Below are 21,043 nucleotides of genomic sequence, written 5' to 3'. Positions count from 1 at the left end.
GCACATGCACGCTGGCCTCAACCACAGCCCGTTGTACAGCTTCTGGAAGGAGCCCGGCATGCTCCTCGGTACCTGGAATCTGGAAAACCTGATGCTGCCGCACAGTGGCGACGGCGCCCCGAAGACCGAGGCCGAGTACGAGGCGAAGGTGGCGGCCCTCGCCTCCGTAATCACCGCACTCGACCCGATGCTGCTGGGTGTCCAGGAGGTCAAGCAGCAGGAAGCTCTCGACGACCTGGTCGCGGCCGTGGGCGGGGAGTGGCACACCGTCCTGTCCCGGCACCAGGACGGCCGTGGCATCCGCGTCGGCTTCATCAGCCGTACGCCGATGCGCGTGCTGGAGGACACCCGGCTGTTCGCGGACAAGCTGCGCCCGGTGCAGAGTGACGACGGCGTGCAGCCCGACGAGCACGACCGGGAGACCAGCCGCGGTTTCCTGGCGGTGGAGCTGGACGGCGACGACGCTCCCCTGCGCGTGGCCGTGGCCCATCTCAAGTCCAAGCTGCTGACGTACCCGGCCAACGGCGACAAGAAGCGCTTCCAGCCGCACGACGAGGCCGAACGGGCCCGTTTCGGCGCCTACGCCCTCTACCGGCGGGCCGCCGAGGCGGTGACCCTGCGCGCCCTCGCGGACCGTCTGCTCGAAGGCGAGGGGCGGGAGCGGGACGTGGCCGTGCTCGGCGACATGAACGACGTCGTGAACGCCGCGACCACGCAGATCCTGCTCGGCCCTCCCGGCTCCGAGCTCGACAGGGAACGCGCGTTCCTCAAGCCCGACCTGGGCGATGCCTTCCGGCTGTGGAACGTCGCCCCGCGCATCCGCGCCAAGCGGCGCTTCTCACGCGTCAGCTTCGGGCGCGCCGAGCTGATCGACCACGTCCTGACGAGCCACCGGCTGGTGCACCGCGTCACCGAGGCGGGCACGGGCCTGCCCGCCCTGCAGGAGGAGCCCCTCGAACTGCCGTCGGTCGGCGAGGACCCGGCGGACCGGATCGGGACGCCGGGCTCGGACCACGCACCGGTGTGGATACGGATCGGCTGAGCCGCGGCGTCACCCGGTGAGGCGCCTCGGGGGGACGTCGGGAACCCATACCCCGACCCGCTCCCCGCGCGCGGTGAGCTCGTTCAGCAGCTCGGCGAGCCGCTCGGTGTGCCGGGGTGTGAGCCGCCCGGCGTGGTCCAGGTGCACGGCGCATGCGGTGGTGGTGTCCATGAGCCGCTCCAGCAGGGCGGCCACCTCGTCGGCGCCCTCCGCGTGCCGGGCGAGCGCGGGCAGTTCGGCGGAGGCGACGGCGATGGCGGTACGGGCCTCGGCGAGCGCCCGGTAGGCCTCGCGGCGCAGGGTCCAGCGGGCGGCGTGATCGTCTGGCTCGCCGATGACATGCGCGAGATAGGCCTGTGCCGCCCGACCGGCCGCGCCGAGCCGCGCCCGCACCCCACCACCCCGCCGCCCCGGCATCGGCAGATGCCCCACGACGAGCACGATCGCGCAGGCCAGCAGTGTCTCCCCGATCCGGCTGAGGGAAGCCTGCGGTTCGCCGCCCACCATCACCAGGGCGAGCACGAGAACGGTCACCACGGCGGTCTGGGCGGCGAAGTGCCGGGTGGCCACGGGGATGAGGGCGCCGCTGAGAGCCACGAGCGCGATGAGCCCTTCCGGCCGGGGCAGCACGGCCGCGAACCCGGCGAAGAGCAGGGCGCCCAGCACGGTGCCCGCGGCCCGGCACAGTACGCGGGAGGCGAGGGGCCCGAGGTCGGGCTTGACGAGGAAGACGGCGGTGGCCGGAAGCCAGTACCAGTGCTCGTGCTGCCCGTACCACTGGGCGTGGTGCAGCGCCTGGGCGATACCGGCGCTGGCCCCGAAGCAGAGGGCGACGCGCAGGCCGTACTCCCGCCCGCCGGCCCCGAACACGGCGCGCAGCAGATCCCTGCCCGTACGGCGCCGGGTGTGGAGGTCGTCGCTGTCGCCCCTGCCCCGGTCGAAGGCCTCGGCGGCGTGCAGCAGGGCGTCGTCGAGGGCGCGCAGGGCGGGCGCCGAACGGGAGGGCGCGGGCAGCGGGCCGGTGTGCGTGTTGTCACGGACGGCGGCGGCGAGGCGGCGCGGCCCTTCGGAGGCCCGGGCGGGCACGGGTTCCGCGGCCCAGGCGAGCGCGGTGGCGGCCTCGCCGAGGGGAAGGGCGGCGGCGTACTGCGCGTGCAGCCGCCGCTCGGCGGACGAGGAGGCGTAGCGCCGCAGCCGGGGCCCGGTGAGCGCGTCCTGGGCATGGTCGAGAGCGGCGGTGAGCGCGGCACGGCGGGCGGTGGCGGCGTCGCTCCCCACGGCATCGAGGAGTTCGGCGATGGCGTCGTACACCCCCGCCACCGCGTCCCGCTCCCCGTCGAACCGGAAGTCCCCGGCGAGGGAACCGGGCGTGGGAAGCGCCAGCCGCAACGCCAGCAGCCAGACGGCTCCGGCGAGATAGGCGGCCGCCCGCTGCCACCCGCTCTCCGGCAACGGCATCCCGGCCCCGATCGCGGCGGCGACGAGAACCTGCGTACCGGCACCGGAGGCCACCGGTCCGACGGCACTGATCCCGCCGGCGAGGAGCCCTAGACCGGTGAGGAGGAGCGTGAGCGGGACGGCACCGGCGTGCTCCCCGGCGTATGTCCCGACGAACAGCCCCGCCGCCCCCGCCAGCGCGGGAACCCCGAGCCGCTTGACGGATGCACGGCGGCTGCCGGGGCGGTCGTTGATACCGGCGAGCATGGCGGCGATGGCGGCCACTACGCCGAGGGAGGTGCGGTCGACGAGGACGGCGACGAGGAGGAGAGGGCCGGCGGACAGGGCTCCTCGGACGACCGCGCTCCAGGGGACCGGGCCGCGCTGGGCGCGGAGGGTGTGGGCGAGCCAGGGCGGGAGGTGCGGTCGGAGGATGGCGGTACGTGCGGGGCGGGACACGGGGCTCCTGTCGGGGCGAGGGCAGAGTTCGGTGCCTTCGGGCGACGGTGGCCGGGCGGTGGGGGCCGTAGCGGGTGCGGCCCGTGGTGTCCACGGTAGGGCGGGGGCTTGGTGAGGATGGGACGTTGACGTTTCGGGGATGTGACGATGCGTGGAAACGCCACGTTCTTTATGAACGCAATCGCTGTGAACGCGATCGCTCAGCGGGACGGGAACGCCACGACACCTGCCCCGAGGGTCAAGCGGAACTCACCCGTCAGGCGCGGCGCGCCCCCGCCGCCTCCACGGCCCGCGCGAAAAGCTCCTCCGCTTCGGCCACGACCTGTCCCATCCCTTCCGGCCGTGCCCCCAGCGCCCCGATGAGACCGTCGACACCCCGCAGCCCCGCCCGCTCCAGCAACCGCTTCTCATTGGTCACCCACTCCCCCCGCGCCGCCAGCACCGCATGCCCGGTCTGCACGGCGGCCGTGGCGAGCGCGCCGGCGAGTTCGGTGAGGCGGGCCGCCGGGGCGTGGTTGGCCTGGGTGTAGGCGAGGGTGGCGCGGGCGGTGCCGTACCAGCGCTCGGGTGCCGTGTGGCGGAGCTTCTCCGGATACGCCGCCGGACGCGGGAGCCGACCCCGCAGCACGTGGTTGATCGCCAGCTCCGCGACGACCAGGTAGCTGGGAATCCCCGCGAGGTGGAAGAGCAGCGGCTCCACCCGGAACCGCCCTTCCTCCGCCTCCGCCAACTCCCGCTCCACCACGTCGAGATCGCGGTAGTGGACGTCGACCCGCCGCCCGTCGATGGTCAGCCAGGCACCCCCGTTGAAGACGCCCCCACCCCAGCCCCCGACCTCGGAGACCTCGCCTTCCCAGCCGAGCGCGCGAAGACCGGCGGGATCGAAGGCGCCCCGGTAGTAGACGGCCAGGTCCCAGTCACTGTCGGCCCTGTGCGTGCCCTGCGCCCGGGAGCCACCGAGAGCGACGGCCCGGACGGTGGGGAGGGCGGCCAGGCGGTCGGCGGTGGTGTCGAGGAAGGCGGTGTCGTCCAGGGCGGGCATGGGTGCAGCGTACGGAGCCGAGTGGCGCGCCTCTACGCAATTACACCCCGGCTGCGCGGCGGCCGGGGTCAACCCGTGGTGACGTCAACCCGTGGCGACGACAATCCGGTTGGCGCCCCCGTCTCCGTACCACGCTCCAGACCGATGCTGTACGTGTGCAGCGTCGCCCGCGTGAAGTCGATCAGTGACTTCAGAGAGGCCAGCGCCTCGCGCAGGCTGCCTGTGCCCGGCGCCAGTTCCTGCACGCCGATGCGGGTGACCAGCTCGACCTGGATGTCGTAGGCGGCCATCCGTTCCGACTCGCTGGGCGCTCTTCTTCAACACGACCCGCGAGATCCTTGGCGAACGTCAGCGACCTGATCGACCTTCCGGTGCCGCGCGCTCCGCGGTCCCCCGGAACGGGGCACCCCCCAGGTCAGAGGGATTCTGACGGTCCGGGAAGTTGAGAGCGTCCTCGACCGGTGGCTGATCGGCCTGGCAGCCTGAGGTTGTCCTCCACAGGGTTCGGTGGTCGCGTCGGGGCCGTTGTCAGTGCCGCGCGCTATCAATGAGCGGTAATTCGGATGCGAGGGCCAGTGCGGGCACGGAAGATCGGAGATCGCCCGCCGACCGCGTCGCCGTACCGCTGTGCCGGCGTAACTGCCCACTGCTCAGGAGCCCGCATGATCCGCCGCGTCACCAACCCCGCGCTCTTCCCGCCTCCCACCTACTCCCACGCCTCCGTCGTAGAAGCCGGCACGAAACTCGCCTTCCTCGCCGGTTCCGTGCCGCTGGACGCCGACGGGAAGCTCGTGGGGGAAGGGGATCCCGTGCGGCAGGCCGAGCAGGTGATCGCCAACCTGGGAGAGCAACTGCGTGCCGTCGGCAGCGACTTGGCGCATGTCGTCTCGACCGAGGTGTACGTGGTGAGCAGTGACACCGCGGTGCTGTCAGCCGTCTGGGACGTGGTCGAGGCGTCGGGGCTCAGCATCGGCCCCCACTCGTCGACGCTGCTCGGGGTCGCCTGCCTCGGATACACGGGGCAGTTGGTGGAGATCACGGCCACGGCGGTCGTTCCCGAGGGGCGCGACGAAGACGCGCGGTCATGAGCGCCGTCGCTCTCCGCCGCGCCACCGCCGCCGACGCCCGTGCCGTCGCCGACGTCTGGCTGCGGTCGTTCGCCGCCGCGCTGCCGACGGTCGTTCGGGCGCACTCCGACGACGAGGTACGGGCGTGGTTCCGGGAGGTGGTGGTGCCGCTGCAGGAGACCTGGGTGGCCGACGCCGACGACCGGGTCGTGGGCCTCATGGTGCTCGACGCCGACCAGCTCTCCCAGCTCTACCTCGACCCCGGCAGGCGGGGCCACGGTATCGGCGACGAGTTCGTCGGGCTCGCCAAGCGGCGTCGCCCGGACGGGCTGAGCCTGTGGACCTTCCAGGTCAACACGCCCGCCCACCGGTTCTACGAGCGACATGGCTTCGTCGCCGTCGAGCACACGGACGGCAGCGGGAACGAGGAGCGGGAGCCTGACGTGCGGTATGTCTGGCGTCCCGGTCGGCCCTGATCACTTCAGGATCACTGCCCCCGCCCCCAGGCGCGCCGCTTGGGCAACGGCCTCGCATACCCCCCGACCCGACTCGTACTCAACCCCAACTCCACGAGTGACTCGGCGAGTTTGACGGCCGCCCCCACCCCGTCCACCACCGGAACCCCCAGCTTCTCTCCCACCACCCGCTGCAGCCCGGTCATCCCGGCGCACCCCAGCACCAGGACCTCGGCGCCGGCCTCCCGAGCCCGTTCGGCGGCCGCCAGGAACGCGGATTCCGTGCGCTGGGCGTCCTCCAGCTCCAGCACGCCGAGTCCGGTACCGATCACGGCGACGCAGTTGCGGCCGACCCCTGCCGTCTCCAGGCTGTCCTCGATCTGCCCGCACGACCGCTCCAGCGTGGTCACGACGCCGTACCGCCGGCCCAGCAGACAGGCCAGATGTGCCGCCGCCTCGGTGATGTCGACGACCGGTACGTCCACCAGCTCCCGGACGCCCTCCCGTCCGTGCTCCCCGAAACCGGCCATGACCACGGCGTCGTAGGCGGGCCCGTCGTACGTCCGCAGCGCGTCCATCACTGCCGCCGCCGAGAGGTAGCTGTCGAGCCAGCCCTCCGCCGATTCCGGGCCCCACCCCGGGGTCAGCCCGGTCACGGTGGTGCCCGGGCCTGCCGCGGCCCGGGCACCTCGCACGATCTCCTCGGTCATCTCCTGCGTGGTGTTGCAGTTGGTGACGACGATTCGCACGCCGCTCATACCTCCACGGGCTTGTCGGACACGGAGTTCTCGGAGACCCCGGCGGCCGCGGCGCGCTCGTCGCGGCACAGCAGCAGATACAGCCCCGCCGCCATCGCCGTACCGATGAACCAGGAGTACGGCGCCACATCGCTGAACGTGCCCACCAGCGCCAGCACCGCCGAGACGCCCGCCGCCGGCAGGAACGCCCACAGCGCCTTGGGGTTGACGCCCTTGCGGTAGTAGTAGCGGGAGCCGGGCGCGGCGGAGAACAGCTCGTCGACGTCCACCCGGCCGTGCTTGATCAGGTAGTAGTCGACCATGATCACACCGAACAGCGGGCCCAGGAAGGCGCCGAGGCCGCCGAGGAAGTAGTTGACGACGGTCGGGTTCGAGAAGAGGTTCCAGGGGGTGACGACCAGCGCGGCCACCGTGCTGATCATGCCGCCGACCTTGAAGGTGATCTTCTGCGGCCAGACGTTGGCCAGGTCGTACGCCGGGGAGACGAAGTTGGCGACGATGTTGACGCCCATGGTGGCGATGGCGAAGGTCAGGGCGCCAAGGACCAGCACCCAGGTGTTGCCGATCTCGGCGACGAGGTAGGCGGGCTCGGTGATCGCCTTGCCGAAGACCTCGATCGAGCCGGCCGTGACGATCACCGACACGACCACGAAGGCGGTCGAGTTGATGGGCAGGCCCCAGAAGTTGCCGCGCCTGACGCTGCGGTAGTCCGGCGCGAAGCGCGAGAAGTCGCAGAAGTTGAGCATCAGCGTGCCGTACGTCGCGAGGATCAGCCCGATCGCGCCGAACCACTGCCGCCACTGCTCGCCGACCGAGACCGGGTTCGGGGTCGAGGTGAGCGAGATCGTCCAGCCGGCCTTGGCGAGGATCCAGACCGCGAGGGCGATCATCACGATCCAGATCGCCGGGCCGCAGAAGTCCTGGAACTTGCGGACCGACTCCATGCCCCGGCTGATGATCGCCGCCTGGATCAGCCACAGGGCGATGAAGCTGCACCAGCCGAGCGGGTGCAGGCCCAGGAAGGAGCCGCGCGTCCAGGATTCCAGCTCCGGCCAGGCGGCCAGCAACATGATGTTGACCGCGACGGAGGCCAGATAGGTCTGGATGCCGTACCACATGATGGCGATCACGGCCCGGATGAGGGCGGGGATGTTGGCGCCCCACACCCCGAAGCTGATGCGGCTGACGACCGGGAACGGGACGCCGTGGCGCTGGCCGATCTTCCCCATCCAGTTCATGCCGATGTAGATGAGCACGAACCCGACGAGCAGCGACGTGAAGACCTGCCACACGTTCATGCCGAGGACCAGCAGACCGGCCGCGAAGGTGTAGTTGCCGAGGTTGTGGACGTCGGACATCCACATGGCGAAGAGGTCGAAGACCTTCCAGTTGCGCTTGCCCGCGGGCGCGAGGTCTTCGTTGGTGAGCCGGGGATCGGGGACGAACGCTGTTGTGCCGGTGGCTTCGGCACGGTCGGCGAGAGACACGGGGCCTCCAGGAGCGAGGGGACGGAGGGCTGCTTGTGGAGGACCGCCCAGGGGCTGCCTTCCAGTATGGGGGGTGTTTGGTATACCAAACTGCGCACATGGTCTCGCCGTCAACAGTTCTGACCGATGTCGTTCTTGTTAATGGTCCGTAAAACAGCCCCGGAGCCATCACAGGCCCGGCGTCGGCGAAAATGACCCCATGAGCTCCACGACGAAGATCGAACCCATCGGCGCGGTCCGTGAGCGCGTACTGGCCCGTCTGCGGCAGGAGATCATCTCGGGCGGTCTCCGCCCCGGCGACCGGCTCGTCGAGCGCGAGCTGGCCGACCGCTTCGGCGTCTCCCGGGTACCGGTCCGCGAGGCGATCCGCGCGCTGGTCGCCGAGGGTTTCGTCCACTTCGAGACACCGCGCCGCATCGTCGTACGACGGCTCACCCCGACCGACGTCAAGGAGCTCTTCGAGCTGCGCGAGGCGCTGGAGGTGTACGCGGCGGGACAGGCCGCGTCCCGTGCGACGCCGGACGACCTGGCCGAGGCCGAACGGCTCCTCGCCCAGGCGGCCACCGCCACCGAGGCGGGGGACGCGGAGGCGATCACCGACGTCAACAGCCGGCTGCACGACCGGATCATCGCCATGGCGGGCAACAGCCTGCTGATCGAGGCCCTGGAACCCGTCGCGGGCCGGCTGCGCTGGATGACCCGGCGCAACGAGGAGTGGCCCCAACTCCTCGTGGAACACCGGGAGTTGTACGAGGCGATCGCCTCCGGCGACCCGGCCCGGGCCCGTGCGCACGCCCTCGCCCACGTGCGGACCAACTACCGGTCGACGGTACGGCAGCTGTTCGGGGAGGCGGCGGCCGAGGAGATCTCCTAGCCGAAGGGTCTTCGCCGAGCCTCTTCTCAAGGACCTTTCTCAAAGGACTCTTCTCAGACGTCTCTTCTCAGAGGTCTCTTCTCAGAGGTCTCTTCAAAGCTCCTCACGTGACTCCGCGCCCTGCGGCAGCACACTCCGCCACGGAATGACCGCGAGCGCCGCCGCCAGCGTGACCGCCCCCGCCGTCACCGCCGTCGCCGTGAGGCCGTCGACGAAGGCCTGCCGGGCGGCCGGGGTCGGCGGCAGTACGGCGGTCGGGGTGGCAGCCGATGCGACGGGCCCGAGGCGGTCGGTGACGACCGTGCTGAGGACCGAGCCCTGGACGGCGACGCCGAGGGCGGCTCCGACCTGGCGGGTGGCGTCGTTCACCGCCGAGCCCAGTCCGGCCCGGCACAGCGGGACCGCGCCCATCACGGACTCCGTGCCCGCGGCGGCGACCAGTCCGGCGCCCGCCCCGGCGACGACCTCGAAGAGCAGCAGATGTCCGTAGCCGGAGGTCGCCCGGGTGTGGGCCAGGACCGCGAAGGCGACGGTGACCAGGGCGAGCCCGGCCGCGATCGGGGTCCGTTCGTCATGGCGGGCCAGCACCCGCGGCGCGGCCAGCGAGCCCACGGCGAGGGCGGCGGCCAGCGGCAGCGTGCGGACGCCGGCCTGCCAGGGGGTGTAGCCCAGGACCCCTTGCAGATAGAGCGTGATGACGAACAGCGCGCCGTACATCGCGAAGGACAGCAGCGCCAGGGACACCGCGCCGCGCACCACCCCGGGCAGACGCAGCAGGGGCAGGGGCAGCATCGCGTGCCCGGCGCGACGCCTCTCGTGCCCGACGAACGCGATCAACAGGGCCGTGGCCAGGGCGAACCCGGCGATCACCGGGATGCTCGTCCACCCGTTGACCGGGCTCTCGATCACGGCCCAGACGAGGGTGAGCAGCCCGCCCGCCGACAGCATCGCGCCGGGAATGTCGACCCGCTCGCCGCCAGCACCACAGCTCCCGCCACCACCACCGCCACCACCTCCAGGGCCGCCTACACCGCCAGGCAACGCCCCCGGCACGACAAGCCCCGCAAGCACCAGCGTGACGGCCACGACGGGCACGTTCACCCAGAACCCGGCGCGCCAGGAGAAGCCCTCGACCAGCGCTCCCCCGAGCACAGGTCCCGCCATCCCGCCCAGCCCGAGGACGGCGGCCCACAGGGCGATCGCCCGGCGCCGCGCCGACGGCTCGGTGAAGAGGCTGCCGATGATCGAGAGGGTGGCCGGCATGAGCAGTGCCGCCCCCGCGCCCATGCCGCAGCGTGCGGCGATGACCGTGCCCGGCTCCTCGGCGAGGGCGCCGAGCGCGGAGGCGGTGCCGCAGACCGCCAGGCCGATCATGAAGGCGCGGCGTCGGCCGACCCGGTCGGTGAGGGCTCCGGCGGTCAGTACGAGACCGCCCAGGACCAGTGCGTACGCGTCGACGATCCACTGGACCTGGGCCATGGTGGGGTGCAGGTCGCGCTGCAGGTCGGGCACGGCGACGTTGAGGACGGTCAGGTCCATGCCGAGCAGGAACAGACCGAGGCAGACGACGACGGCCGCCGCCCAGCGCTCACGGTCGCCGGTCATCGGGTGGCCGGTCATCGGGTCACGGCTCGTCGGGGCACCACTCGTCGGCTCGCCGGTCATCGGGTCGCCGGTCATCGGATCGCGGTCTGCAGGTCCTTGGCGAGTTGCCGTACAAGGGCCGGGGCCTGGTCCTGCGGGTAGGTGTGCCGTCCGGCGAAGAGACAGGGCGTCGCGGGGGTGGTGAACAGGTCGTTCCAGGACTCCAGGCACTCCGGCGCGACGAGGGGGTCCGCGGCGCCGCCGTACAGGGCGAGGGACGTCTCCAGGGGCGGCTCGTCGAGGTGCCGGTGGTGCAGGGCGAGGACCAGGTCGGCCAGGAACGGCGTGCACAGGCGCGTCATGGCCACCGGGTCCTCCAGGAGCTCGGCGGGGACGGGACCCACCATGTCGGTGAACGCGTCGAGCCCCGAGGTCAGCAGCGCGGCCAGGAGCCGGTCGAGGTCGCCCTGGTGGGGCGCGGGGAGGGCGGACAGCGCGACGAGTACGGGCTCACGCCGGCCGGTGCGGCGCAGTCGGCGCGCGGTCTCGTAGACAAGCAGGGCGCCCAGGCTGTGCCCGAACAGGGCGAAGGGCCTCGGGTCGGCGGCGTCGCCGGTGAGGGAGGCGAGCGCGCCGGTGAGGGCGCTCGGGTCCGTCGGCGACGGCTCGTCGCGCCGGGTGCCGCGACCGGGCAGCGCGACGGCGTACGGCTCGACCGTGTCCGGCAGCAGATCGGCCCAGGGCTGGTAGAACTCCGGGCCGGAACCACCGGGCGGCAGACAGTACAGGCGTACGACCGCGTCGGGACGGTGGGCGAGGGAGACGAGTGCGGGCACGGGAGCGGTCCTCATCGGGCTTGGCGACGGTTCCTCGTCGGGCTTGGGGGTGGTTTCCTCATCGGGCTCGGGGGTGGTTTCCTCATCGGGGTGCCTGATCGGGCTTTTCGGCGGATCCCTGTCCACTCCGTCGACGACCGCAGTCCAGGCGAGCCAGCACCCGCCGAGCCAGCGCCGCAAGACTCGGCGTCCCGGCCAGTTCCACGGCCGGTACCTCGCAGCCGAGGCGCTGTCGCAGCAGGGTGGTGAGTTCGGCGGCCAGCAGGGAGTCCACGCCGAGCTGGTCCAGGCGCCGGGTCCGGTCGACGCGGTCGGGGGTGGTCTGCAGGACGTGGGCGAGGAGCTCGGTCAGGGCGTCCTCGACGAGGGTGGCCGCCTCGGCGGGTGTGGCCCGCTCCAGTGCCTGCCGCAGCCGCTCCGCCCCGTCGCCGTGCTCGGCCGGGGGCAGCAGCGCGGCCGTACGCGGTGCGGCGAGGGTGTGCAGGAAGCGGTGCAGTCTCGCCCAGTCGAAGTGGCCGACGGCGACCGCCGTGGCGTCGGGGTCCGCGAGGAGCCGGTCGAGGGCGGCGAACGCGTCGGCGGTGGCGAGTCCGCCGAGGCCCAGCGCCGTCATCTCCTCGTCGCGTCCGGTGCGGTGCACATAGCCCGCTCCGGCGATCGCGCCCCACTGCACGGCGAGCCCGGGCAGTCCGGCCCGGCGCCGGTCGCGTACGAGGGCTTCGAGGGCGAGGTTGGCGGCCGCGTACGACGACTGCGCGAGGTTGCCGACGACGGCGGCGGCCGAGCTGTGGACGACGAAGAGGTCGAGCGGGCGGTCGCGGGTCAGCTCGTCCAGGAGGTGACCGGCCGTCATCTTGGGGTCGAGAACGGCCCGTACGCGTGCGTCGTCCAGTTCGTGCAGCGGAGCGTCGTCGAGCACCATCGCGGCGTGGACGACCCCGGCGAGGCGGCGCCCCTCGGTGTCGAGGCCGTCGAGGACGCGGCGTACGGCGTCCCGGTCGGCGGTGTCGGCGGCGCACGCGTTCACCCGCACCCCGAGCGCGGCGAGGTCGGCGGTCAGCTCGGCCGCGCCGGGCGTGTCCGCGCCTCGCCGTCCGACCAGGGTCAGATGGCGGGCCCCGCGGGCGGCCAGGTGGCGGGCGGTGGCGGCACCGAAGCCGCTGAGCCCGCCGGTGACCAGGTAGGACGCCTCCGGGTCCAGGGCGAGGGGGGTGGGAGCGGGGCGGACCGGCACGGGTTCGGCGGCGTCGAAGGTGACGACGACCTTGCCGATGTGCCGGGAGTGCTGGAGGGCGGCGAACGCCTCCCGGATCCTCGTGGCCGGATACACGCGGTGGGGCAGGGGGCGGTAGACGCCCGCGTCGACGGCCCGGGTGATCTCCGTCAGATGGGCGTCGGCCGTCGGGGAGGCGTCGGTGAGCAGCGCGGCCACGTCCACCCCGTGGAAGGAGAGGTTGTCCCGGAAGGGGCCCAGGGCGAGGGAGTTGTCGGCGAGGAAGTCGCGCTTGCCGAGTTCCACGAACCGGCCGTGCGGTGCGAGGACACGCAGGCCGCGCTCCATGGCCTCGCCGGCCAGGGAGTTGAGGACGACGTCCACGCCCCGGCCCTCGGTGATCGCGTCGACCTCGTCGGCGAAACGCAGCGTGCGCGAGTCCAGGACGTGCTCGACGCCGAGCAGCCGCAGCAGGTCACGCTTGGCGGGGGTACCGGCGGTGGCGATGACCTCGGCGCCGATGTGCCGGGCGTACTGCAGGGCGGCGAGGCCCACACCGCCGGCCGCGCCGTGCACGAGCACCCTCTCGCCGGGCCGCAGCCGGGCCAGCCGGTCCAGGGCGTGCCGGACGGTCAGGAAGACGGTCGGGAGCGTGGCGGCCTCGGTGAAGTCCATGCCGTCCGGCATCGGCAGCACCCGGTCGGCACGGGCCCGCGCGTGCGAGCCGTAGCAGCCGACGGTGAGGCAGGCGACCCGGTCCCCGACGGCGATGTGCCCGACGCCCGCCCCCACGGCGACGACCGTCCCGGCACACTCCAGACCGATCGGTTCCGCGTCGAGTCCACCCGGCGCCTGCGGCGGCGGCACCAGTCCGGTGACGGCCATGACATCGCGGTAGTTGAGCCCGGCCGCCGCGACCTCGACCACGACCTCGCCCTCGCCCGGCCGGGGCGTCCGGGCGGGCCGCCAGCCGAGCCGAGGACGCAGACCGGGCTCGTCCACGGTCAGGGTGTACGAGGTGTACGCCCTTGCCCTGAGGTCTTCCCCCGGCGTCTTGCCCGACGTCGGGGCCGGCACCGGGCTCGGCGCGTAGGGGCGCAGCCGTGTCACGAACCGCCCCTCCCCCGTCAGCAGCACCTCGTCGTCGGCCGCGCGGGCGGTCAGCTCCTCTGCGAGCCCGCCCTCGGCGCCGGGCCCGAGCGCGATGCGCCGTACGGTCAGCCGGGGCTGCTCGTTGGCCAGGCTCCGGACCGCTCCCCACACGGCCGCGCCGGCACTCGGCGGAATCTCCCGGGCCCCGCACACGACGAGCCACACGGTGACCTCGCGCTCGTCCGGCAGCTGCCGGGTGGCGGTCGCGAGCGCACGCAGCACGGCACAGTGCCGTACGGCGGTCTCCGTGGCGGAAGCCGCGGTGCCGTGCGGCTCGTCCTCCTCGGCGAGCAGGACCACATCGTCGGTGTCGGCGAGGAGTTCGGCCCACCGCTGCGGGCTCTCGCTCGCGGGCCGCGCCTCGGCGGACAGGGCCGTGGCGGCGGCGGTGGTGAGAGGCCCGCCGGTCAACTCGGCCACCACGGGCGGGCGTACGAGAGGCGGCACCGGAGATACGGGTGCGGGCGTCGGTCGCGGCACCCGGCCGGTGAGGAGGACGGAGTAGTCGTCGTACCCGGGCTGTGCCGCGTCACCGGGCCGCACGGTGCCCGTGTATCCGCACTCCTCCAGCAGCTGCGGCCAACGCTCCCGCGCCAGCAGCGGCCCGTTGGGCCGCAGGTCGGTGTCCTCCGCGCTCCAGTAGGAGTCCAGCAGCCCGAACACCGGGGTGAGCGCGGCCGGGTCGTGGCTCTCCACCGCGAGCAGCCGGCCGCCGTCGGCGAGCAGATCGGCGATCCGCCGCAGGGTGCGCCGCAGATCCCGCGTGGCGTGCAGCACGTTCGCGGCGACGACGAGGTCGTACGAGGCAGGCGCGAAGCCCTGGTCGACGGGGTCGGCGTCGAGGTCTAGGCAGCGGTGGTGGACGAAGTCGTGGTCGGCGAAGCGGTCCTGGGCCGCCGGGAAGAAGGCGGAGGACACATCGGTGTAGGTGTAGTGCGTGCGGTCGGGCGGCAGTTGGGGCAGCAGCGCGGCCGTCAGTCCGCCCGTTCCGGCGCCGACCTCCAGGACCCGCAGTGGCCGCCCGGCCGGCCAGTCGGCGACGGACGCCTCCAGCAGGAGCCGGGCGGTGCGGTAGTGGTGGTGCATGACGGGCGTGCTGTCGTAGAAGCGCGCGGCGAGGGCGTCGGGCTCGGCGAACAGCAGCGTGAGCGGGTCGGTGTGCCCGCGCAGCACGTCGGCGAGATGCAGCCCGCAGACGCCGTAGGTCTGCGCGCCGGTGATCTCGGCGGGGAAGGCGAGGAGTCCTTCGCCGAACAGCCGGTGCGGCTCCGGTTCCTCGGCCACCCGCCACCGGCCGTCCTCGTCGGCGGCCAGGACGCCCTGGCGTGCGGCGTCCTCGAACAGGGCGGTCAGCAGCCTGCGATACCGCGGCCGCACCCCGGCCTCGACCAGGTTGTCCAGGGTGAACTCCGCGGCGTCCGGCAGGAGTTCACGTACGGCGGCCGCGGTCAGGTGTGCGGTGAGGCGCAGGGCGTGGGCCCGGGCGCGCTCGTACGGGTGGGTCCGCCACTGCAGGGCGGCCTGTGCCAGTCCGTCCGCGCAGGCGGCGAGGGTGGCGGCGGGCGTGGGCCAGGGTGAGGCGGTGGCGGGGCTCGTGGGCAGCGGGGCGGCGCGCAGGACCTCGGCCAGCTGCTGGGGGGCGGGGGCGCGCGATGCGTCGAAGCGGCGCAGTCGGCAGCCGAGCGCCTCCAGGGCCACGGTGCCGTCGTCGGCCATGACGGTCATGTCCCAGACGGCCTCGCGTGCGGTGCGGGTGCGTAGCCGTACATGGATCAGGCCGGTGCGGGGCAGCGGTCGCCAGCAGCGCACGGTGTCGATGCCGACGGGGAGGAAGGCGGCCGGGGCGCGGTCCGCTTCCTCCGGCGTGCCGTCGGCCTCGGCCGCGAGCAGCGGAAGCCCCGCCTGGAGCGCGCCGTCGAGGAGGGTCGGGTGGGCGACGGGGGCGTTCGGGGCGTCGGCGAGGTCGACGGTCGCGGTGTAGGAGGCGAGCACCTCACGGCCGGCGCGGCCGGCACCGCCGCCGGTGCGCAGGCCGGTCAGGGTGCGGAAGGCGGGGCCGTACGGCAGTCCGGCGCGGGCGCAGTGGGCGTAGTGGTCGGCCGCGCCGATGTCGTGGGGCAGTCGGGCGCGCAGTGCGTGCGGGTCGGCGTCGGGCGGGCACGGACGCAGCAGCTCGCGGACCCGGCCGCGCGCGTGCTCGGTCCAGGTGCCGCCCCCTGCGTCCCGGCCGGAGACGGTGAAGGCGCCGTCGCGTTCCAGTGCCGTATGGACGGACACGGCCGCGTCCTCCTCGCCGCCCGGCAGGCTCAGCGCCCGGCCGATCGACAGGCCCAGCACCTCGACGGGTGCCTCGTGCACGGCCTGTCCGAGGGCGAGGGCCATGTCGACGTATCCGGCCGCCGGCACGACCACCGTGTCGCCGACCAGGTGGTCGGCCAGCCATTCCGGGGTGCCTGGGGTGAGCTCCTGCTGCCAGGCGGGCCGTGCTCCCGGCTGTCGTACGCCGAGCAGGGCGTGCGGCGGCCCCGCCGGGTCACCGTCCTCCTCGGCGGGGGTCTCCGACCACCAGCCGGGGGCGCCGTTCCAGTGGTGTGCGCGCTGCCACGGGTAGGCGGGCAGGTCCACCACTCTTCCCGGGTGCGGGAACGGCACGCTCCAGTCCGTCTCGGCGCCGCATGCCAGGAGCTGTGCCACGGCGGAGTCGAGTGCGCCGGGGCCGGAGGCGGTGCGGGTGAGGGTGGGGATCACGGCGACGGGCCGCCCGGCGTCCGCGGTGTCCCGCCGCAGATACGCGCCGAGCACCGGGTGCGGGCCGATCTCCACCAGGGCGTCGCAGCCGGCCTCGCCGACGAGGACGTCCACGGCCTCGGCGAACCGGACGGGCGCGCGGACGTTGCGCCACCAGTAGTCGGCGTCGAGGGCCGCGCCGCCGCTGAGCCGCCCGGTGACCGTGGAGGCCAGCGGGATACGGGCGGGCCGCGCCGGCAGCCCGGACAGCGCGGCGGCGAGCGGCCCGCACAGCGCGTCCATGGCCGGGCTGTGGAAGGCGTGGTCCAGCCCGAGGTCGCGGAAGAACACGCCCCGTTCGCCGAGCAGTTCGCCCAGCTCGGCGAGCGCCTCGGCGTCTCCGGCGACGGTGACGTCCCGGGCGCTGTTGATTCCGGCGACGACCAGCCGCTCCGCCCGCCCGGTCTCGACGAGGAGCTTCTCGGCGTCCGAGGAGCCGAGCCCGACGGCCGCCATCCTGCCGCACCCGGCGGTCGTGCCCTGGGCCCGGCTGCGCTCGGCGATCACCCGGCAGGCGGCCGCACGGTCCAGGGCACCCGCGCAGTAGGCGGCCGCGACCTCGCCGACGCTGTGCCCGCAGACCCCGGCGGGAGCGAACCCGCGCGCGGTGAGGGCCACGACCAGCCCGGCCTGCACGGCGAACAGCATCGGCTGGGCGATCTCGGTGCGCTGCCACACCTCCGCACCGCGCGGTGCGGCCATCTCCTCCCGGACCGACCAGCCGAGCAGCGGGCTCAGCACCTCGTCGACCGCGGCGACCTCGGCCGTGAAGTGGCCGTCGGCACCGAGGAGTTCCGCCCCCATCCCGGCCCACTGGGAGCCGTTGCCGCTGAAGACGAGTCCGATACGGCCCCGCTCCACACCGACCGCACGGGCCGCACCCGGCGCCGGCTCACCCTGCGCCACCTGCCGCAGCGCCCGAGCCGCCGCCGACGGGTCCTCGGCCAGCAACGCGACACGGTGCTCGTACCGGGCCTGCCGACAGCACGCCGTGTACGCGGTGTCGTAGAAGCCGTCCGAGGCCACCCCCTCCAGGTGCTCGGCCCACCGGACGGCGGCGGCCTCCAGCGCCTGCGGGGTGCGGGCGGACACGACGAGCGGGAGCGGGCCGTCGCCGGGGCGTGGTGGGTCGTACGCCTCCGGGGCGGCGCCCAGCACCACATGCGCGTTGGCCCCGCCGAACCCGAAGGAGTTCACCCCGGCCACCGGCCGCTCCCCCGACAGGTCGCGCGCCCGCGCCACCGGTTCCAGGCCGAGCCCCGCGAAGTCGATCCGTGAACTCGGCGGGGTCGTGTGCAGGGTCGCGGGAATCCGCCGCTCCCGCAGCACCAGCAGCGCCTTGAGCAGCCCCGGTACCCCGGCCGCCGCCTCCAGGTGCCCCAGAGTGGACTTCACCGAGCCGATCGGCAGCGGCACACCCGGCGTACGGTGCCGCCCGAGCACCTCGCCCAGTGCCGCGCACTCCACCGGATCGCCGGCCTGGGTGCCGGTGCCGTGCGCCTCGACGTACGCCACCTCGTCCGCGCCGATGCCCGCCTCGGCGTGCACCCGCGTCAGCAGCGCGGCCTGGCTCCGCGCGCTGGGCAGGGCCAGCCCAGCCGTGCGGCCGTCCGCGTTGACGCCGCTGGCGAGGATCACCCCGTGGATCCGGTCCCGGTCCGCCAGCGCCGCCGGGAGCGGCTTGAGGACGAGCACACCGGCGCCCTCGGAACGCACATAGCCGTCCGCGTGCTCGGAGAACGGATGGCACCGCCCGCTCGGCGAGAGCATCGACGCGTGCGCGAACCCGATGCTCTCCCCCGGGTTGAGTAGCACGCTCACCCCGCCGGTGAGCGCGAGCGAGCTGCGCCCGGACCGCACCTCCTGGCACGCCTGGTGCACGGCGGTGAGCGTCGAGGAGCACGCCGTGTCGACCGCGAAGGACGCGCCGCGCAGATCGAAGACGTAGGACACCCGGTTCGCGGTGTTGCAGGAGGCCGTGCCGCTCATGGAGTAGGCGTTCATCGTGCGCGGCCGGCGCTGCTGGAGATCGGCGTACCCGTGCGAGGACACGCCCACGATCACGGCCGTGTCGCCGCCGGCCAGCGCCACCGGGTCGATGCCCGCGTCGCCGAACGCCTCGACGGCGCACTCCAGGAGCAGCCGCTGCTGCGGGTCCAGCCGGGAGGCCTCCTTCGGCGAGATACCGAAGAACTCGGCGTCGAAGGAGGCCACGTCGTCCAGGAATCCGCCCGCTGCCGTGTAGGTGCGGCCGGGGCGCGGACGCCCGTCGGCCGACACGAACCGCGCCGTGTCGAACCGGTCGCCCGGCACCTCCCCGACCAGGTCCCGGCCCTCCGCGAGCGCCGCCCACAACCCGTCGAGCGACCGGATCCCACCGGGCAGCCGGACCCCCACGCCGACCACCGCGATGTCCACGCCGCGGGCCTCCTCGCACCCGGGCGGGGCGGGAGCGGCAGGGGGCACGGACTGCTCCGCGGCGGCATCGGACGTCGGACGGGTGTGGTCGTTGGCCTGAGACACGCTGCCGACAACTCTGCGGGCCCGTCTGTGGTTACTGCCGACGGCGCCATACGAGGACGGCGGCGGCCGCGGGAACGGCGGTGGCGGTCAGCCCTGTGCGGCGGTGTGCAGCGCGGCGAACAGCGCCCGGGCACGGCTGCCGTCGGGCAGGCCCCAGGCGCCCTCGACATGGCCCGTCGCCCCCGGCGGCAGCAGCGGCGAGCCGTCCGAAGCGGGCCGCAGCACACGGTTCAGGCGCAGGGTGAGTCCCTGCGGACCGGTCAGTACGGTGCCCTCCTGGTCGTCGGTAGCCGTGCCGGCGAAGTCCGGAGAGAGGGCGCCGTCACCGGTGTAGGAACGGACGACCTCCCGGTCGAGCTCGTCGGTGATGCTCTGCGCCTGCGCCTCGACCCGGCCCTCGATCAGGGCCAGCAACTGGGCGACCAGCACCGGGTCGTGGCAGCCGTCGTAGGCCCAGCGCGGCCCGAGCACCCCGTGCTCCATGGTGCCGACGAGGGCGTGCTCGGCGCCTTCGAGCGGTGCGCCGCGATAGGTGAGCGGCACCAGGTAGGCGACGGCGCCGGTTCCGGCCCCCTCGGTGGCCACCATGAACTCGATCCCCACCTCGCCCTCCGGGTCGTCCAGCCGGAAGCCGCCCGCCTTGGTCAACTCGGGTTCGCCCGGGCCTCCTTGGTACCAGGAGCGGGTGGGCAGCCAGGACGTGAGCAGTTCCAGCTTGGTGGGCTTGAGGGTGGTGCGGTGAATGAGAGCCATCGGGGCACCGTAACGCCGTACCACCGCCCCCGCCTCCTCATTTCAGCCCGGCCGCCTCCGCCGCCGCGACCAGCACGTCCCGCAGCATCGCGGGGGTGAGTCGGCCGGTGAAGGTGTTGCGCTGGCTGACGTGGAAGCAGCCGAAGAGCTCCAGCTTGCCGGGGCCGTCCGGGCCGTCGGAGCTGTCGGGGCCGTCCGGGCCGTCCGGGCCGTCGGAGCTGTCCGGGCCGTCGGAGCTGTCCGGATCGTCGGGGCCGTCCAGCGTGACCCGCGCCCCGTGCGTGAACGCCGGTCGTGGCCGGGGCACCTGCCACCCCGCCTCCGCCAGCGCGGGCAGTGTGGCCTGCCAGCCGAAGGCGCCCAGTACGACGACCGCGCGCACCGTCGGCCGCAGCAGCCGCAGCTCCCGCACCAGCCAGGGCCGGCAGGTCTCCCGCTCCCCCGGGGTGGGCTTGTTGTCAGGCGGCGCGCAGTGGACCGGGGCCGTGACACGGACGCCGTGCAGTTCCAGGCCGTCGCCCTCCGCGACCGACGTGGGCTGTGAGGCGAGACCCACGTCGTACAGCGCCTGGTACAGCACGTCCCCGGAGCGGTCGCCGGTGAACATCCGGCCGGTGCGGTTGCCCCCGTGCGCGGCCGGGGCGAGCCCGACGATCAGCAGCCGGGCGTCCGGCGGGCCGAAACCCGGAACCGGCCGGCCCCAGTACGTCTGGTCGGCGAAGGCGGCGCGCTTAGTGCGGGCCACCTCCTCACGCCAGGCGACCAGCCGCGGGCAGGCCCGGCAGCCCGCGATCCGCCGGTCGAGCTCAGCGAGGGCGTCCACGCCTCCACCGTAAGGCCGTGGCGGTTTTTACGGCGGCCAAGGTCTCCGTACGGGGATTAAGGTCGAGGCATGGCTTCCGAGGATGACGAGGGGACGACCGGCGACGCGGCCGAGGGACCGCGGCCGGAGGCGGCGCACGCCGAGCAGGCCGAGCAGGCCGAGCAGGCCGAGCAGGCCGTCGACCCGAAGATCGCCGCCGCCGTGGCCGCCGCCGAGGCGGCCGGTCCGCAGAACGGCGAGTCCGTGCGGATCGACAGCTGGATCTGGGCCGTACGCCTGGTCAAGACCCGCTCCCTGGGCGCCACCGCCTGCAAGGGCGGGCATGTGCGCGTGAACGGCCAGAGCGTGAAGCCCTCCCACACCCTGCGCATCGGCGACGAGGTGCGCCTGCGGCAGGAGAACCGCGAGCGGATCGTCATCGTCAAGCGGCTCATCCGCAAGCGGGTCGGCGCGCCGGTCGCGGCCCAGTGCTTTGTCGACAACTCACCCCCTCCCCCGCCGCGCGAGGCCGTCGCCCCGGCCGGCATCCGCGACCGCGGCACCGGCCGGCCCACCAAGCGGGACCGCCGCGAGCTGGAACGCCTGCGCGGACTCATGGGCGGCGGAGCGGGACGCCCGCAGGGACAGTGACATACGGCGACGGCCCCCGTGGCATACGGCGGTGGGGGGGGGGGGAGGGAGGAGGGGGAGGAGGGCGGGGCAGACCCACCCCCCACCCACGCCACCAACCCACCAACCAACCAAACACCCC

At 73.6% G+C, this 21,043-nt stretch carries 15 protein-coding genes; 5 read left to right on the top strand and 10 right to left on the bottom strand.

The genetic code is table 11. The features are described 5' to 3' along the window. The first annotated feature begins 58 nt into the window (after positions 1-58). Positions 59-1,042, top strand: a complete 984-nt coding sequence (locus tag ACFWYS_RS05055) for an endonuclease/exonuclease/phosphatase family protein (RefSeq protein ID WP_384763480.1) — start codon at positions 59-61, stop codon at positions 1,040-1,042. 9 nt (positions 1,043-1,051) lie between these two features. On the opposite strand, the gene ACFWYS_RS05050 is transcribed toward ACFWYS_RS05055, so the two are convergent. The 3 genes from ACFWYS_RS05050 to ACFWYS_RS05040 all read right to left on the bottom strand — a co-directional run bounded on the left by ACFWYS_RS05050 (position 1,052) and on the right by ACFWYS_RS05040 (position 4,270). After that, a complete protein-coding gene (locus ACFWYS_RS05050; RefSeq protein WP_384763479.1) occupies positions 1,052-2,938 on the bottom strand; it encodes an FUSC family protein in 1,887 nt (628 codons plus the stop codon). Positions 2,939-3,194: 256 nt separating this feature from the next. Next, positions 3,195-3,980: a nucleotidyltransferase domain-containing protein gene (locus ACFWYS_RS05045; RefSeq protein WP_384763477.1), complete on the bottom strand. Its 786-nt coding sequence runs from the start codon at positions 3,978-3,980 to the stop codon at positions 3,195-3,197. 68 nt (positions 3,981-4,048) lie between these two features. Then, entirely contained in the window at positions 4,049-4,270 is a 222-nt protein-coding gene (locus ACFWYS_RS05040) for a hypothetical protein (RefSeq protein ID WP_384763474.1), read from the bottom strand. 372 nt (positions 4,271-4,642) lie between these two features. Here ACFWYS_RS05040 and ACFWYS_RS05035 point away from each other — a divergent pair, with 372 nt between their 5' ends. Both ACFWYS_RS05035 and ACFWYS_RS05030 read left to right on the top strand, forming a co-directional pair. Then, on the top strand, positions 4,643-5,068 hold the full coding sequence (locus tag ACFWYS_RS05035; RefSeq protein WP_384763471.1) for a RidA family protein: 426 nt from the start codon (positions 4,643-4,645) through the stop codon (positions 5,066-5,068). Then, positions 5,065-5,523, top strand: a complete 459-nt coding sequence (locus ACFWYS_RS05030; RefSeq protein ID WP_384763468.1) for a GNAT family N-acetyltransferase — start codon at positions 5,065-5,067, stop codon at positions 5,521-5,523. Before ACFWYS_RS05035 ends, ACFWYS_RS05030 begins: the two co-directional genes overlap by 4 nt. Positions 5,524-5,534: 11 nt before the next feature. Here the strand turns inward: ACFWYS_RS05030 and ACFWYS_RS05025 are convergent, their stop codons facing one another. Then, positions 5,535-6,251: an aspartate/glutamate racemase family protein gene (locus ACFWYS_RS05025; RefSeq protein ID WP_384764103.1), complete on the bottom strand. Its 717-nt coding sequence runs from the start codon at positions 6,249-6,251 to the stop codon at positions 5,535-5,537. A 5-nt stretch (positions 6,252-6,256) separates the two neighbouring features. Beyond that, entirely contained in the window at positions 6,257-7,747 is a 1,491-nt protein-coding gene (locus ACFWYS_RS05020) for an NCS1 family nucleobase:cation symporter-1 (protein WP_384763465.1), read from the bottom strand. Positions 7,748-7,946: 199 nt separating this feature from the next. Here ACFWYS_RS05020 and ACFWYS_RS05015 point away from each other — a divergent pair, with 199 nt between their 5' ends. Beyond that, positions 7,947-8,621 (top strand): GntR family transcriptional regulator, encoded by a 675-nt coding sequence (locus ACFWYS_RS05015; protein WP_384763462.1) that lies wholly within the window; start codon positions 7,947-7,949, stop codon positions 8,619-8,621. Between the two features lie 93 nt (positions 8,622-8,714). Here ACFWYS_RS05015 and ACFWYS_RS05010 read toward each other — a convergent pair whose 3' ends face one another. The 5 genes from ACFWYS_RS05010 to ACFWYS_RS04990 all read right to left on the bottom strand — a co-directional run bounded on the left by ACFWYS_RS05010 (position 8,715) and on the right by ACFWYS_RS04990 (position 20,292). Then, positions 8,715-10,301 carry an MFS transporter gene (locus ACFWYS_RS05010; protein ID WP_384763459.1) on the bottom strand — a complete coding sequence of 529 codons (1,587 nt, stop codon included), beginning with the start codon at positions 10,299-10,301 and terminating at the stop codon, positions 8,715-8,717. Next, a complete protein-coding gene (locus tag ACFWYS_RS05005) occupies positions 10,298-11,041 on the bottom strand; it encodes a thioesterase II family protein (protein WP_384763457.1) in 744 nt (247 codons plus the stop codon). The genes ACFWYS_RS05010 and ACFWYS_RS05005 overlap by 4 nt, the downstream gene beginning before the upstream one ends. Positions 11,042-11,123: 82 nt before the next feature. Next, entirely contained in the window at positions 11,124-18,716 is a 7,593-nt protein-coding gene (locus ACFWYS_RS05000) for an SDR family NAD(P)-dependent oxidoreductase (protein WP_384763454.1), read from the bottom strand. An 87-nt stretch (positions 18,717-18,803) separates the two neighbouring features. Beyond that, on the bottom strand, positions 18,804-19,469 hold the full coding sequence (locus ACFWYS_RS04995) for a 1,4-alpha-glucan branching protein (RefSeq protein ID WP_384763451.1): 666 nt from the start codon (positions 19,467-19,469) through the stop codon (positions 18,804-18,806). A gap of 37 nt (positions 19,470-19,506) precedes the next feature. Then, positions 19,507-20,292 (bottom strand): uracil-DNA glycosylase, encoded by a 786-nt coding sequence (locus ACFWYS_RS04990; protein ID WP_384763448.1) that lies wholly within the window; start codon positions 20,290-20,292, stop codon positions 19,507-19,509. Positions 20,293-20,361: 69 nt separating this feature from the next. Here ACFWYS_RS04990 and ACFWYS_RS04985 point away from each other — a divergent pair, with 69 nt between their 5' ends. Beyond that, positions 20,362-20,922: an RNA-binding S4 domain-containing protein gene (locus ACFWYS_RS04985; protein ID WP_384763446.1), complete on the top strand. Its 561-nt coding sequence runs from the start codon at positions 20,362-20,364 to the stop codon at positions 20,920-20,922. The last annotated feature ends 121 nt before the right edge of the window (positions 20,923-21,043 follow it).

Source organism: Streptomyces sp. NPDC059010, assembly GCF_042740355.1.
Classification (GTDB): Bacteria; Actinomycetota; Actinomycetes; order Streptomycetales; family Streptomycetaceae; genus Streptomyces.
This window is presented reverse-complemented; position numbering and strand designations above follow the sequence as displayed.

What these genes read in the sequence shown, in the direction of transcription:
- ACFWYS_RS05055 (WP_384763480.1), top strand. Translation starts at nt 59, where the DNA reads ATGCTCCTCGGTACCTGGAATCTGGAAAACCTGATGCTGCCGCACAGT.
- ACFWYS_RS05045 (WP_384763477.1), bottom strand. Translation starts at nt 3,980, where the DNA reads ATGCCCGCCCTGGACGACACCGCCTTCCTCGACACCACCGCCGACCGC.
- ACFWYS_RS05040 (WP_384763474.1), bottom strand. Translation starts at nt 4,270, where the DNA reads ATGGCCGCCTACGACATCCAGGTCGAGCTGGTCACCCGCATCGGCGTG.
- ACFWYS_RS05035 (WP_384763471.1), top strand. Translation starts at nt 4,643, where the DNA reads ATGATCCGCCGCGTCACCAACCCCGCGCTCTTCCCGCCTCCCACCTAC.
- ACFWYS_RS05030 (WP_384763468.1), top strand. Translation starts at nt 5,065, where the DNA reads ATGAGCGCCGTCGCTCTCCGCCGCGCCACCGCCGCCGACGCCCGTGCC.
- ACFWYS_RS05015 (WP_384763462.1), top strand. Translation starts at nt 7,947, where the DNA reads ATGAGCTCCACGACGAAGATCGAACCCATCGGCGCGGTCCGTGAGCGC.
- ACFWYS_RS05010 (WP_384763459.1), bottom strand. Translation starts at nt 10,301, where the DNA reads ATGACCGGCGACCCGATGACCGGCGAGCCGACGAGTGGTGCCCCGACG.
- ACFWYS_RS04995 (WP_384763451.1), bottom strand. Translation starts at nt 19,469, where the DNA reads ATGGCTCTCATTCACCGCACCACCCTCAAGCCCACCAAGCTGGAACTG.
- ACFWYS_RS04985 (WP_384763446.1), top strand. Translation starts at nt 20,362, where the DNA reads ATGGCTTCCGAGGATGACGAGGGGACGACCGGCGACGCGGCCGAGGGA.